At 68.3% G+C, this 12,974-nt stretch carries 13 protein-coding genes; 5 read left to right on the top strand and 8 right to left on the bottom strand.

Annotation, left to right across the window (positions count from 1 at the left end):
* Nucleotide 1: 1 nt before the first annotated feature.
* A complete protein-coding gene (locus tag WBG06_RS14825) occupies nt 2-1,156 on the bottom strand; it encodes an acyl-CoA dehydrogenase family protein (RefSeq protein ID WP_336737605.1) in 1,155 nt (384 codons plus the stop codon).
* Between the two features lie 182 nt (nt 1,157-1,338).
* Here WBG06_RS14825 and WBG06_RS14820 point away from each other — a divergent pair, with 182 nt between their 5' ends.
* From WBG06_RS14820 to WBG06_RS14800, 5 genes are all read left to right on the top strand, one after another.
* Nucleotides 1,339-2,856, top strand: a complete 1,518-nt coding sequence (locus WBG06_RS14820) for a PAS domain-containing sensor histidine kinase (protein ID WP_336737604.1) — start codon at nt 1,339-1,341, stop codon at nt 2,854-2,856.
* Nucleotides 2,857-2,963: 107 nt separating this feature from the next.
* Entirely contained in the window at nt 2,964-3,491 is a 528-nt protein-coding gene (locus WBG06_RS14815; protein ID WP_336737603.1) for a flavin reductase, read from the top strand.
* Entirely contained in the window at nt 3,488-3,781 is a 294-nt protein-coding gene (locus tag WBG06_RS14810) for a hypothetical protein (RefSeq protein WP_336737602.1), read from the top strand. The genes WBG06_RS14815 and WBG06_RS14810 overlap by 4 nt, the downstream gene beginning before the upstream one ends.
* Nucleotides 3,778-5,040, top strand: coding sequence for an amidase (locus WBG06_RS14805; RefSeq protein WP_336737601.1), 1,263 nt, complete (start codon nt 3,778-3,780; stop codon nt 5,038-5,040). The genes WBG06_RS14810 and WBG06_RS14805 overlap by 4 nt, the downstream gene beginning before the upstream one ends.
* A gap of 116 nt (nt 5,041-5,156) precedes the next feature.
* Nucleotides 5,157-5,810, top strand: a complete 654-nt coding sequence (locus WBG06_RS14800; RefSeq protein WP_336737600.1) for a response regulator transcription factor — start codon at nt 5,157-5,159, stop codon at nt 5,808-5,810.
* A 21-nt stretch (nt 5,811-5,831) separates the two neighbouring features.
* Here the strand turns inward: WBG06_RS14800 and WBG06_RS14795 are convergent, their stop codons facing one another.
* The 7 genes from WBG06_RS14795 to WBG06_RS14765 form a co-directional block, all read right to left on the bottom strand.
* Nucleotides 5,832-6,395 carry a nuclear transport factor 2 family protein gene (locus tag WBG06_RS14795; protein ID WP_336737599.1) on the bottom strand — a complete coding sequence of 188 codons (564 nt, stop codon included), beginning with the start codon at nt 6,393-6,395 and terminating at the stop codon, nt 5,832-5,834.
* Between the two features lie 131 nt (nt 6,396-6,526).
* A complete protein-coding gene (locus tag WBG06_RS14790) occupies nt 6,527-8,188 on the bottom strand; it encodes a tannase/feruloyl esterase family alpha/beta hydrolase (protein ID WP_336737598.1) in 1,662 nt (553 codons plus the stop codon).
* 141 nt (nt 8,189-8,329) lie between these two features.
* Entirely contained in the window at nt 8,330-9,151 is an 822-nt protein-coding gene (locus WBG06_RS14785) for an ABC transporter permease (RefSeq protein ID WP_336737597.1), read from the bottom strand.
* A complete protein-coding gene (locus WBG06_RS14780; protein WP_336737596.1) occupies nt 9,151-9,963 on the bottom strand; it encodes an ABC transporter ATP-binding protein in 813 nt (270 codons plus the stop codon). Before WBG06_RS14780 ends, WBG06_RS14785 begins: the two co-directional genes overlap by 1 nt.
* A 17-nt stretch (nt 9,964-9,980) precedes the next feature.
* Nucleotides 9,981-10,910 (bottom strand): ABC transporter substrate-binding protein, encoded by a 930-nt coding sequence (locus tag WBG06_RS14775; protein WP_336737595.1) that lies wholly within the window; start codon nt 10,908-10,910, stop codon nt 9,981-9,983.
* A gap of 163 nt (nt 10,911-11,073) precedes the next feature.
* The gene (locus WBG06_RS14770) at nt 11,074-11,895 is read right to left on the bottom strand and encodes an alpha/beta fold hydrolase (RefSeq protein WP_336737594.1); all 822 of its coding nucleotides are present in this window, start codon (nt 11,893-11,895) and stop codon (nt 11,074-11,076) included.
* Nucleotides 11,892-12,884 (bottom strand): quinone oxidoreductase family protein, encoded by a 993-nt coding sequence (locus WBG06_RS14765; protein WP_336737593.1) that lies wholly within the window; start codon nt 12,882-12,884, stop codon nt 11,892-11,894. The genes WBG06_RS14770 and WBG06_RS14765 overlap by 4 nt, the downstream gene beginning before the upstream one ends.
* Nucleotides 12,885-12,974 lie beyond the last annotated feature (90 nt).

Below are 12,974 nucleotides of genomic sequence, written 5' to 3'. Positions count from 1 at the left end.
GTCACATGAATCCGGGGACGGTCGGCTCCTGGCCGAGCAGCACCGCGCCGGCGGCGTCATACATCGAGGGGCCGAGGAAGGCGTGCACCTGGGGCACCTCGGCGTCGCGACGCAACCGTTGCAGAGGATGCCGGTTGGCGATGGTGCCAGTGCCGGAGATGGTGCAGAGGTCGCCGACGATGCGGGCGGCCGTGGAGGCAGCGTGGGTGGCGGAGAGGCGGATCCGAGCGTGCTGGTCGGGCCGGACCTCGTCACCGGCGAGGACGGTGCTCCATACCTCCTCGGCCACCTCGTAGTAGAAGGCGCGCGCCGAGCGCAGCGCGGCATAGCTCTCGGCGTACGACGTGCGGTAGTAGGCGCGGGCGGCCAGCGGTGGTGCTCCGGTCACGCCGGTGCGCGATCCCGCCTCCTGGGCGAACTCGAGCGCGGCCCGCGCGACCCCCAGGCCGACCGCGGCGTGGACCTGGGCCTGGTAGCCGATGGTCGGGTAGCGGTAGAGCGGCTCGTCGACGGTCGGCTCGCCGCCACGGATGAAGGTCCACTCGCGAGCGACCTCGACCTCCTTGACCACCAGGTCGAACGAGCCCGACGCGCGCATCCCGGCGACGTCCCAGTCCTGCACGATCTCGACCTGGTCGGGTCGCAGCAGGGCGCTTCTGGGCTTGCCGCCGGACGTGTCGTCGCCGGGGATGCCGACACCGAGTACGTCGGCGCCCATGCAGCCGCTGGCGAACTTCCAGCGCCCGTCGACGACGAAGCCGCGCTGGGTGGGGGTGACGGGCTGGACCGGGAAGAGCCCGCCGGCGAAGACGACGTCGGGGCCGTCGGCGTACAGCTCGGCCTGGGTCTCGAGCGGAAGAGCCGCCAGGTAGGTCAGCGCGGAACCGAAGGCCGCGACCCATCCGGTCGAGCCATCGACGGCCGAGATCCGCTCGACGACCTCGAGGAAGTCGCCCGGGGCCATCGGCTCGCCCCCGAACATCCGCGGGGTCGAGCTCCGGTAGACCCCGACCTGCTTGAGCCGATCGACGAAGTCGCGCGGGACGTAGCTCTGCTCGTGGAACTCACCCCGTCGGGCAGCCAGCTCCGACAGGACGTCCTCCAGGGTGAGCGGCACGACGGCCGTCTCGGGCTGGATCTCCTGGGTCTGGGCCATCTCGGCTCCTCTGCGTCGGGTCGGTGGTGGGGATCGGCCGTGCTCCGGCCGCCGGAGTCGACGCTATGAGGCCGCCCGCGTCGCGGGAATTGGGAATGCCCGGCCCGGATGAGGGGGCGTCACCGCCTCGCGTAAGGGATTTCTTCAGCGCCCTCGCCTCGCCCGCGACCTATCCTGACCAGATGCACGTCGATCCGCAGGTCCAGGAGCTGGTCCATTCCGACTTCCTCGCGATGATGGACGCGACGTCGTTGTGCGTGCTGGTCCACGACGCGGGAACGAAGGACATCATCTGGGCCAACCCAGCCGCGTGCGAGCTGCTGGGATGGAGCGTGACCGAGCTGCGACCGCTCAAGGCCGACCAGATGAGCAGCTCCGCCCAGGAATACGACCGGGTGATCGGCCGGGCGTGGTTGCAGGAGGCGGTCGAGAAGGGCCGGAGCAAGATCGAATGGCACTACCGCTCGAGCACCGGTCGGGTGATCCCGTCCGAGGCTGTCGCGACCCGCGTCGAGCTCGCCCAGGGTCCGGCGGTGATGGTGCAGTTCCGCGACATCGAGCGCGAGCAGGCGGTCGAGCGGGAGCTACGGCAGACCACCGCGTACGTCGAGACCCTGAGCCGACACACGGCCGCTGGCGTCGTCGTGCTGAGCCCGGACGGCGTCGTCCAGCACGTGACCGACCAGGCGCTCGCCCAGTTCGGGGTGTCGCGCACCGACATGGCCGGACACCGGCTCGACGACATCGCCACGGTGCAGATCGACCGGCGTGGCGACCGCGAACGTAGCGGCTGGTCGGCGGCGGTCGGGGCCGCCGACCCGATCGCCACCGTGCGGCTGCGACTACGCCGTCGCGCTGGAGCCGGTCCGGCCCGGTCCGCCTGGCTGGGCGGAACCCTGGAGCACATGCACCAGCCCGGCGTCGAGGAGTTCGTCCTGACCGTCTACGACATCTCCGAGCGGGTGCAGGCCGAACAGGCCTATGACCAGGAGAACTACCTGGCCCGCTACAACGCGATGGGCGACATGGCGATGGCGATAGCCCACGAGCTGGGTCAGCCTCTGGCCGCAGCGAACAACTTCCTGGCCGGCGTCCGCGCCCGCGCCCGGACACTCGCGGGCTGCGCCGAGGTCGCCAGGAACGCCGAGATGCTCGCCTTCGGGCTGGACGGCGCCGAGCGTCAGATCGAGCGGGCCGCGACCATTGTCAGCTCCGTACGCTCCTACGTCGGGCATCTGGAGCAGGTCTCGGGCCGCGTGGACCTCAACGACGTGATCGAGGAGTGCCTCTACTTCGTCGCGCTGCGCGCGGAACCGGCAGGGATCGAGGTCGAGCTCGACCTCTCCCCCGACCCCGTGCCCGTACGCTGCGAACGAGTCCTGACGGGACAGGTGGTGCTCAACCTGTGCTTCAACGCCGTCGACGAGCTGAGCCAGTGCGCCCCCGGGGAGCGAGTGCTCCGGATCGGCACCAGCACCGCGACGTACGACGGGAAGACCTCGGGGATGGTGACGGTCGAGGACCGTGGGCGCGGTCTGACGCAGGACCCGTTCGCGGAGTCGTTCACGTCCAAGGAGCGCGGGAGCGGGATCGGGCTGGCGTTGAGCTACCGGATCATCACCCGCCAGCACGGCATGATCTGGGCGGAGCCGCGTGAAGGTGGCGGCACCCGGTTCGCGTTCACGCTGCCCCGTGCGTAGCCGCACCGGCGTAGGGGAAATCCTCATCCGGCGTCGAGGAACTCTCGATTCCCCGGCGGCGCGAGACTGCCTACGGTCGAGGTAACCGACCCGGTAGGAGGCCCAGGTTGTCCACCCCGACCCGTCCCGAGCTGACCCCGACGCAGCGCGCCTTCCGAGCCGCGATGTCGAACCTTTCGGCAGCGGTCAACATCGTCACCACCGACGGCCCGCGCGGCCCGGCCGGCATCACCGTCAGCGCCGCCTGCTCGGTCACCGACAGCCCACCGACGATGCTGATCTGCGTCAACCGGTCCAGCTACACCCACGACTTCTTCGTGGAGAACAAGCGCGTCGCCATCAACGTGCTCGCCGCCGAGCACGAGCCGATCGCGATGCAGTTCGCCGGCGCCAGCGACATCTCGATGAGCGACCGGCTCGCGGCACCGGAATGGGAGCACGACGACCATGGCGTCCCCGTGCTGCGCGATGCCGTCGCCACTGTGATCGGCCGGGTCGCCGACCACCGTTCCCACGGCTCCCACACCGTGCTCTTCGTCGAGGTCGACACCGTCGAGAGCCGTGATGACACCGGTGGCCTGGTCTACTTCCAGCGCCGCTTCCACATGCTCCACCCCACCGAGCTTTCCGCATGAGCAGGACCTCGAGAGCGACGATGTCCGTGCCGGGCGCGCGCATGACGCTGATGTGCTACACCGACACACACGGGTACGGCTGGCAGCACGTGGACCTCTTCGTCCACGACCCCGACGGGCACGAGCTCAACTGGGTGCACTGGCAGGCCCCGGGCGACGGCCCCGAGGTCGCCGACAAGATCACCGCCGAGGTCGAGCCGACCCTGCGGCGCACCTCCGAATGGCGTCATGCCGTCTCCGCGAGCGGGATGGACTACTGGACCGCCGACGCGAGCTGGGGCGAGGCATGAGCACGTCGCTGTGGCAGCCGTGGTCGCTGCGTGAGCTCGTCTCCGACCTCGACCGGGGCGCGACCACGCCGGCGCAGGCGATGGCCCGCTCCGCCGCGCGGATCGAGGCGACCGAACCCGACCTGAAGGCGTGGGTCGTGCGCCAGGAGCCAGGAACGGAAGTCGGGCGACTGGGCGGCGTGCCGCTGGGCGTCAAGGACATCATCGACGTGGCGGGCCTGCCCACCAGGTGCGGCTCATCGCTCCGCGCGGACGCGACGCCTGCCGACGAGGATGCCGCGATCGTCTCCGCCTGGCGCCGGGCAGGCGCGGTGCCGGTCGGCAAGACCGTGACCACCGAGTTCGCCTTCTTCTCCCCCGGCCCCACCGCGAACCCGGCCGCGACCGACCACACCCCGGGCGGTTCCTCCAGCGGCTCGGCCGCGGCCGTCGGCGCCGGTCAGGTTCCGCTCGCCCTGGGATCGCAGACGGCCGGCTCGGTCACCCGCCCGGCGGCGTACTGTGGGGTCGCGGCGTTGGTGATGAGCCACGGTCGCTTTCCTGTCGACGGCGTCACCGGGCTGAGCGAGAGCCTCGACAGCCACGGCGTGTACGCCGCCACCGCGAGCGATCTCGCGCTGGCCTGGTCCGCGTTGAGCGGTGAGCCCGATGTCGCCGGCGAGGGAGTGCCCGATCGGGTCGAGCCGCTCCAGGTGCTGCTCTGGTCCGCGGCGCCGCTCGGCGTCCTCGACCCGGCGATGCGGGACGCGCTGGACACGACCCGGGCCGCGCTGGAGGCGAGCGGCGCCCGCATCGACGACTTCCCCGAGGAGCAGCTCGTCGCCGACCTCACCGTCGCGCACCCGGTCGTGATGGCGTACGAAGCCGCCCGCGAGCGAGCGGCGGAGCTGGCCCGCGCGGACCAACTGTCCGATCCCTTGGCCGGGTTGCTGCGTGCGGGCGCGGAGACCAGCCGGCGCGACTACGACGCTGCCCTCGCCCTGGTCGCTCAGGGACGCGAACGGGTCGCCGAGCTCCTCGGGTCTTACAGCGTCATCGTCGGCGCCGCGGCTCCCGGTGCCGCTCCTCGAGGGCTCGGAGCGACCGGCGACCCGGTGCTGAGCCGGGCGTGGCAGGCGCTCGGCCTGCCCGTCGTGACCGTGCCCGGGCTTCGCGACGGTGAGGGAATGCCGCTGGGTATCCAGGTGATCGGCCACCACCGCAGCGAGACGGCACTTCTGTCGGCGGCGTGCACTCTCGAGCAAAGCCTGGTGTCCTGATCCTTGGGCATGGCCCAGGTCACACCACGAGGGATGAGTGAAGCGCAATGACGAAACCGACGGGAAACACCGACGACGTACCGTCGACGACCATCCCTACCAGCAAGGCGGCACCGATGAGCATCAGTGAACTACCCCGACCCGACACGGTTGCCGTCGCGCGCACCCCGGTCGTCCACATCGTCGACGACGACCACGACCTCCGCCAGTCGCTGGTCTTCCTGCTGGAGACCGTAGGCATTGAGGCCCTGACGTATCCCGACGCGACCACGTTCCTCGACGAGTACGACCCGACAGAGCCGGCGGTCCTCATCGTCGACGTCAGGATGCCCGGCGTCAGCGGCTTCCAGCTGCAGGAGAAGCTCGGCCAGCGGCACTATCCGGCGCCGGTCATCTTCTGCTCGGCACACGGCGACGTACCGATGTCGGTGCGGGCGATGCAGCATGGCGCCGTCGATTTCCTCGAAAAGCCGTACGACTCCCAGCAGATGCTGGATGTCGTCCAGGAGCAGCTGCTCGAGGCGAGCAAGCGGTTCGCCGCCGACGCCGTACGCCGCGATGTGCAGGCCCGGGTCGACCAGCTCACGCCCCGCGAGCTCGAGGTCCTGCGCCTGGTCATCGACGGTCTGCCGAGCCAGCACATCGCCCGGGAGCTGGGCACCAGCGTCAAGACGGTCGACGTCCACCGGGCGCGGATCAAGGCGAAGACCGGCTCGGACAGCCTCGGCACGCTCGTACGCGACGTGCTTCTGCACCAGGTGAACGTCTGAGCTGACCCTCTGGGCGCCGCGTCAGGACTTCATCAGCACCGATGTCGACGGGTAGGACTCGGCCCAGCCCGGCGAGAGCGGTGCGATGAAGACGTTCTCGGTGCGCGTCCGGGTGATCAGCCAGGTCCCGTCGACGCGGCGGAAGGCGTTGTTCAGCCGGCTGGAGCGCAGCATCGCCTTGCCGTCGGAGAAGAGCCAGGGCTGCATGTGGATCCACTGGCCCTCCGCCTCGTCACCATTGACGTGGATCTGCTCGGAGGTCAGATAGTGGGCGTTGAGCAGCAGGGCCGGGTCCTTCTTCTCTCCCCAGAACCTCTCGAAGTGCGCACGGATCGCAGCCTTGCCCTCGGCCTTGCCGAACTGACCGTCGTAGTACTCCCCGACGCCCTCCCAGACCGCGTCCTCGGCATAGAGGTCCATGATCAGATCGATCCGTCGTGCGTCCTCGCTGACGCCGAACTCGGGGCAGGGCGTGTCGCAGAGGAACATGTAGCGCGCCTCCAGCCGGCGGATCTCGGCCTCCGACTCGAGGGCGTCCACCCGGTGCAGCAGGGCGGCAATCGTGCCGGTGTCGGGGGTGCTCATCATGTTTCTCCTCGGAATGATGCGTACGGCAGGGCATGTTCACGCTAAGTCGCACGAGTGCGCGGCTCCAGTGGCAATGACCGCAGTTCGTTGGGGGAATCCCCTACCCCTGCATCCCCAGATGCAGCCCGTCAGTTGCTCCGTGCCCGGACCCGCATGCGCTGCCGCTCGCTGGCCACGTCTTCGGCGAAGTCGCCCCAGTCGTCCTCGCACCGGAAGCTGCTCGCCTCCGTGGTCGGCCCGATTCCGTCATAACCCGCAACCTGCGGGTAGGCACACAGCGGCCGTGTCATCACAACCCGGTTCTCTGGCTGGTCGTTCTCGTACTTGGTCGCGATCATCTGGCTAGGGGCGGTGCCCTGCTCGACCCAGGCCCGCACCGCGGACAGGGCGTCGAACGAGTTGGGTCCCACGCCTCCGGTGACGTGTCCACCGCCGGGGATCATGAAAAGGCGGTAGAACTCCTGAACGTCTCGCAGAGCCGAGCGTGGCGTGGTGCCGTCCCGTTCGAGGAGGACCCGCGTGTAGTACTCGATCGGGAGGCTGCCCGACTGGAACGGGTCGCTCCATCCCTGGGTCATGATCAGCTTGCCGCCACGCGCTTCGAACTTCGAGAGATCGGTACGCGTGGGGTCGATCTTGGGGCTCAGCTTCTCCTCCACCAGCTTCACGTCCTCATCCCAGTCGAAGCTGCGCCAGTCCCACTCGGGATCGTCGAACACGGCCCGGCCGAGGAGCGCCTGCGGATAGGAGATGAGTGCCTGTCGCTCCGCTGCGAAGTTCCATGCCGCCTCGCTGCCGTAGGCAAAGCCCGGGTAGAGGTGCTCACCGGTCCCCTGGTTGGTCACCGCGGTGTAGACGTGTTCCGCCGTCCTGACCTGCTCCGCCGTGAGACACCCCACGCTCGTCCCAGGACGGCACTCCAGCCGCTTGACGTTGTAGTGACAATCCCGTGGATCGTTGAGGAACGGGTCGCTCGCGACCCCGTCCCGGCCACCGCAGGCGGCCAGCACGGCGTCGTTGAGGAGCTTGCGGTCATCGCTGTCGAGCGCACCGCTCGGACTGTTCGCGAGGCGCTGCGCGGTCCACAGCACCGCCATCATCACGTGGCTGTAGTCCATTCCCGGACTGTGCGAGACGATGCCGTCGTAGTCGTCCGGAAAGAACTCTGCCTGGTCCATCGCCTGGCGGCCGCCGGTCGAGCCACCTTCGAAGTAGGAGAACTTCGGCGCCTGCTCGTGGTAGGCGGTCAGGATCTGCTTGGCACGCACCGTCATCAGGTGAATGGAGGTACGCCCCCACATCTCGAGCTGGGTCGGATCGCTGATCCAGGAGTTGGAGGAGTCGGACCTGGAGTGGCCCGTATCCGTGGACGCCGTCGCATAGCCGGCCGAGAGAGCCGGAGCCATCGCGCTGTAGCTGATGTTTCCGGCAAAGCCACCGTTACCCACTCCCAGGAACCTCTCGTTCCAGGTGGTCGACGGGATCCAGACCTCGAACTTCAGGCTCGGATCGACTCTCGCGGCCACCCGACAGAACTCGGGCAGGTCACGATGGACGGTGCCCTCCGCGTCGACGTAGTCACCGGCGGGAACGAGCTCGCTCACCGTGATCTCGGTCTCGGGCACCGCGAGCTCGGTCAGCTCTTCGCAGCGAGCTCCTCCAGCGGCTGTGTCGGCGCCGGCAGCACTGGGCGCGGCCCCGACGACTTGGAGTCCGAGTGCGAAAAGCGATGCTATCCCGACGAGCACGCGCAGCGTGCGCGCCTGCTTCCCGCGCCGTTGAACAGTCATGGTTCCACCTTCGAAGTTTGCGAGTTCACCAGTCCCGTTGTCGGCTGAGCGGTCGACGCTGACCAACTGATGTCGCCTCAGAATAGGAAGGCGATCACCGCGGTCATACGGGAGAAATCCTTACCCGGGTAAGCGGGTTCGCTAGACCGTGACCTTGAAGCGCGCAAGGGGACGGACGGCTTGTCGTAGCACCCTGTCGAACAGATAGCCCAGCAGTCCGAGCGTGATGATGCCGACGAACGTCCAGTCGATTCGACCGTAGTTGCGCGAGGTCCAGATGAGCGCGCCGAGTCCGGCCTGGGCGGCGACGATCTCCGCCGACACGATGGTGAGGAAGCTGTTGCCCATCGCGAGCCTCGCACCGGTGACGATGTGCGGGATGGTGGAGGGAAGGACGACGGAATGCAGAATCTGGAAGCGGTTGGCGCCAAGGCTCGCGGCGGCGCGTAGCTTGTTCTCGTCGGTGGCCACGGCGCCCGCGATGGTGTTGATCGTGACGATGAAGACAGCGGTGTAGAAGATCAGCACGATCTTGGATGTCTCACCAAGGCCGAACCAGATGACCGCCAATGTCACGAAGGCGATCGGCGGGATGAACCGGAGGAACTCGATGTAGGGCTCGCAGAACTCTCTGACGAGCTTGATCCGACCCATCAGCAGCCCCAGAGGCACACCGACGACGAGTCCCAGAGCCCATCCGGACAGGATGCGGAGACTGGAGGCACGCACCGAATCCCACAGCGTGCCGTCCTCGGCGAGATCGACCGCAGCGGTCCAGGTCTCCTTCGGAGAGGCCACGAGGCTCGGCCCGAAGTGCGAGGCCAGCATCTGCCAGATCAGCAGTCCGACCATGACCGCGAGGGCCGGGACACCGACCTTTCGCGCCACCCGGCCCGACCTGGCTGCTCCGGGTCCGGGGAGCTTCATCTCGACCGGTTTCGGTCGTACGTCGATCGTGCTCATCAGTGGACCTCCTCCTCGGTGACGAGGCCCTGTCCGGCCAACGCCTTCTGAACCTCCTCCCCGATGTCGGCGCGGAGCCTGCGGTGTATCTCGAGTGCCTCTGGGCTGGCTTCGTCCCGGGGACGTGGCAGGTCGATGGAGTAGCTGCTCTTGATCCGGGCCGCAGGTCCGGCGCTCATCACGAGCACTCGGTCGGCAAGCAGGATCGCCTCGTCGATGTCGTGGGTCACGAAGATGACGGTGCAGCCACTCTCTCGCCAGATCCGGTCGAGCTCGACCTGCATGACGTGACGCGTCTGGGCGTCGAGCGCGCCGAATGGCTCGTCCATGAGCACAACCCGCGGTTCGTTGGCGAGCACGCGAGCGATCTGGGCGCGCTGCCGCATGCCGCCGGAGAGCTGCGCAGGCAGCTTGTCAGCCGCGTGGGTGAGCCCGACCAGCGCCAGGAACCGGTCGGAGATCTTGCGTCGCTCAGCCGCGGTGACTCCACGCATCTTGGGGCCGTACTCGATGTTCTTCCGGATGGTCAGCCAGTCGAAGAGCGCCTCGCTGCTCTGGAACACCATCCCGGTGTCCAGGCTCGGCCCCCGAACGACGGAGTCTCCGACGTGCAGGGTTCCCTTGCTCGTAGACTCGAACCCGGCAACCGCGCTGATCAGCGTCGACTTGCCACACCCACTCGGACCGAGCAGGCAGACGAACTCGCCGGGATCCACGGCAAGGTCGATCCCGTCCACGGCCACGAAGTCGCCGAACCGGATCTGCACGTCATCCAAGGTCAGGCGCGCCCCAGCCTCGCGAGAGCGCGTCATCGTGCCAGCCATGCGGTTCACCCGGCGCTCTGCGCGGTCTTGATGTTCTGGGCGTACCAGTCGGGCAGGTAGTAGCTCCTCATCTCGGGGACGCTCTTCAGGACGCCGGTGTCGACGAAGAACTGGGCCTGCTGCTCGTAGGCGACGTAGTCGGTGTCGGTGAACCCGGCCGAGCCGAACTCGATCAGCCCGAGCGCGTCGCTGACGTCGCCCTCGTCGAGCTTGGTCGCGTCGCTGACGATGCTTGCCGCATCGTCGGGATCGTCCTGGATGTACGCGGACGCCTCGTCGAGTGCTTCGACGACATCGACCGCCACCGCGTTGTTCTCGGCGAGGTACGTCGAGTCGGTCATCAGCACCTGTGAGCTCGGCTGTCCGAAACCACCGGTGTCCGTGAGGATCTTGAGCCCCATCTTCTCCCCGTTGGTCGGCCAGGGCTCCCACAACGCGTACGCATCGATATCGCCCTTCTTGGTCAACGCCGGCAGCTCGGCGGGAGAGCTCTCCACATACTTCACCGAGTCCGGGTCGATCCCGTTGGCCTCGAGATACTTGTGCGCCATGTAGAGGCTCAGTCCGGGCACGACGCCGAACTTCTTGACGTCCGCGGGGCCGTTGACATCGGTGTTGGCAACGATCTTGGTGTACTTGTCCGAGGACATGTACGTCGCCAGACCCCTCAGATCAGGATTCTGCGCCTGCAGCGAGGTACCGGTCATCGGGCTCGCGCCGGCGAACTGCGCCTGATTTCCGGCGATCGCCTGGACAGCCTCACCGCCTGAGCCGAACTGGACGACGTCGACGTCGAGGCCCTGCTCCTTGAAGAAGCCCTTCGCGTCGGCGACGAAGAAGGAGGCGTACGTCGAGTCGATCCCTACAGCGATGGTGATCTGCTTCAGGCCGGCCTCGTCACTCGCCTCCCTACCGCACGCGGCAAGACTGCTCACGGCCAGAACGCCGACTGCGACGGCCGTAACGAAACCACTACGGGTCGATTGCATGTTCCCTCCTCGGGGAGTAGATCGTCGGCGCCACACCGACCGGATCATCCTGTGGGCGGGAAATGTTTCGTAGGTCACGCCGGTCCAATGAGCGGACCAGCCATTCCGGTCAGTGCCCGAGCCGGTCGAGGAAGGCGCCGACGACATCGGCCACCTCCCCCGGACGCTCTTCCATGAGCGGGATCCCGCCACCGAGGACGTCGTGCCGCTCGACACGAGCGGCGTTGCGATAGGCCTGGACGACCCGGTCGGTGTGGGGGTAGGCGACCGGGTCATCGGTCGCGCCGATGACCAGAACCGGCGCCGTCACGAGGCCGACGCGATTCTCCATCCGGTATCGCTTGACCGCCCGGTGGCCCTCCGCCGGGTCGACACCCGGCGCAAGGGCGTCACGCACGAACGCATCCAGCAGCTCGGGCCGTCCAGCGGGATAGAGCTGCCGACGCTTGTCCCAGAGGGTCTGCAGGTGACCTCCGTCGTCACGGATCGGCGCGACGTCGACGTCATCCGGCCCGGGTGGCTGGGTCGTCGCCCGGAACTCCGCATCAACGAACTTCCCCGAGGAGAGCACCACAGCGCTCACCCGCCCCGGATCGGAGGCGGCCACCTCCGACGCGACGAACATCCCGGTGTGGTGCCCGAGCACGGCGTACGAGGTGAGCTCGAGCGCGTCCGCAAGGGCGAGCACTCCACGGGCGTAGTCCTCGATGCACTGAGGCGACGGCGGCTTCGCCGAGAGCCCGAACCCGTACATGTCCATCGCGATGACTCGGCGTCGCTGGGCAAGGAGCGGCTGCAGCTCGTAGAACTCCTCATGGGACCGCGGGGTCTGATGGAGCAGGATCAGCGGGTCTCCCGAGCCCATCTCGGCGTAGTGCAGCTGCCCGAGAACGGTGTCCGCGTAGGCACGGCGCAGCGGCGACGCCGTCACGACTGGATCACGACCCGACCCGACGCACGCCGACCGCGCAGCGCGTCGACAGCGTCCTGGGCGTCGCCGAGGGCATACACCTCGACCGGGAGCATGAGGGTCCCCGCTGCCAGCAGGCTCACGAGGTCGGGTACGGCCGCGCGCGCCAGCTGCGTACGCTGAATCATGTTGACGGGCAGGTAGGCGACGTCTCGGCTGAACCAGTTCGGCAGGTGAAGTGAGACATCCTCACCGGCAGTGTATCCCACGAGCGCGGCCCGGCCGCCCGGGCGTATCCAGCCTGCCCGGTCGCCCAGGCCTGGTCCTCCGAGGGTGTCGACGAGCAGCGTGCCGGGCCGGGCAGCTGCCAGCCCGGCGACCTCCTCCGGACGCGATGCCACGACGATCTCGGCCCCGACCGGGACGAGCGCCGCTCGCTCGGGCCGTGACACCACCGCGAGCACGACACACCCGCGAGCCAACGCCAGCTGGGTGACCATCGCGCCGACCGCGCCCGTCGCACCGGTCACGACCACCACCTCGTCGTGCGCAGACACGTCCTCGAACCACCGGCCCAGTCGGCCGACATCGTCCAGCGCGGCCAGCGCCGTCGTTCCGGGCACGAAGAACGACGCCGCCACCTCGGGCGCCAGGTCCTCGGGCAGTACGGTCAGCGCGTCCTCGGGCACCGCCGCGTACTCCGCCCACGTACCACTGCGAGTGAGACCGACACCGGCGCCCCTCACGACCACCCGGGTCCCAGGGCTCATCGTCGGCGAGCTCAGCACCGTTCCGGCACCCTCCACACCCGCGACATACGGCAGCGTCGGCCGGATGTCGAACCTTCCGGATGCGACGGTGACGTCGAGGTGTGCGACGGCGGCGGCGTCGATCCGTACCAGGCTCTCCTGTCCGCTCGGCTCAGGTAGAGGCAACGTGTCGACCGACAGCGTCGTCCCCCAATCGTGGAATCGGACTGCTCGCATCGTGGTCGGCAGCGTCGGCTGCATCGGATCTCCCCTCCGCGGCCCGGCCGCATCGTCGGGGAATCAAGTTCTCACGGGCAGATTCACCAACATGCTCTGCAGTCCGCTGAGCGA

Source organism: Nocardioides sp. CCNWLW239, from assembly GCF_037137035.1.
Classification (GTDB): Bacteria; Actinomycetota; Actinomycetes; order Propionibacteriales; family Nocardioidaceae; genus Nocardioides.
The sequence above is the reverse complement of the archived record's forward strand: the minus strand, read 5'-3'. Positions and strand labels throughout refer to the sequence as shown.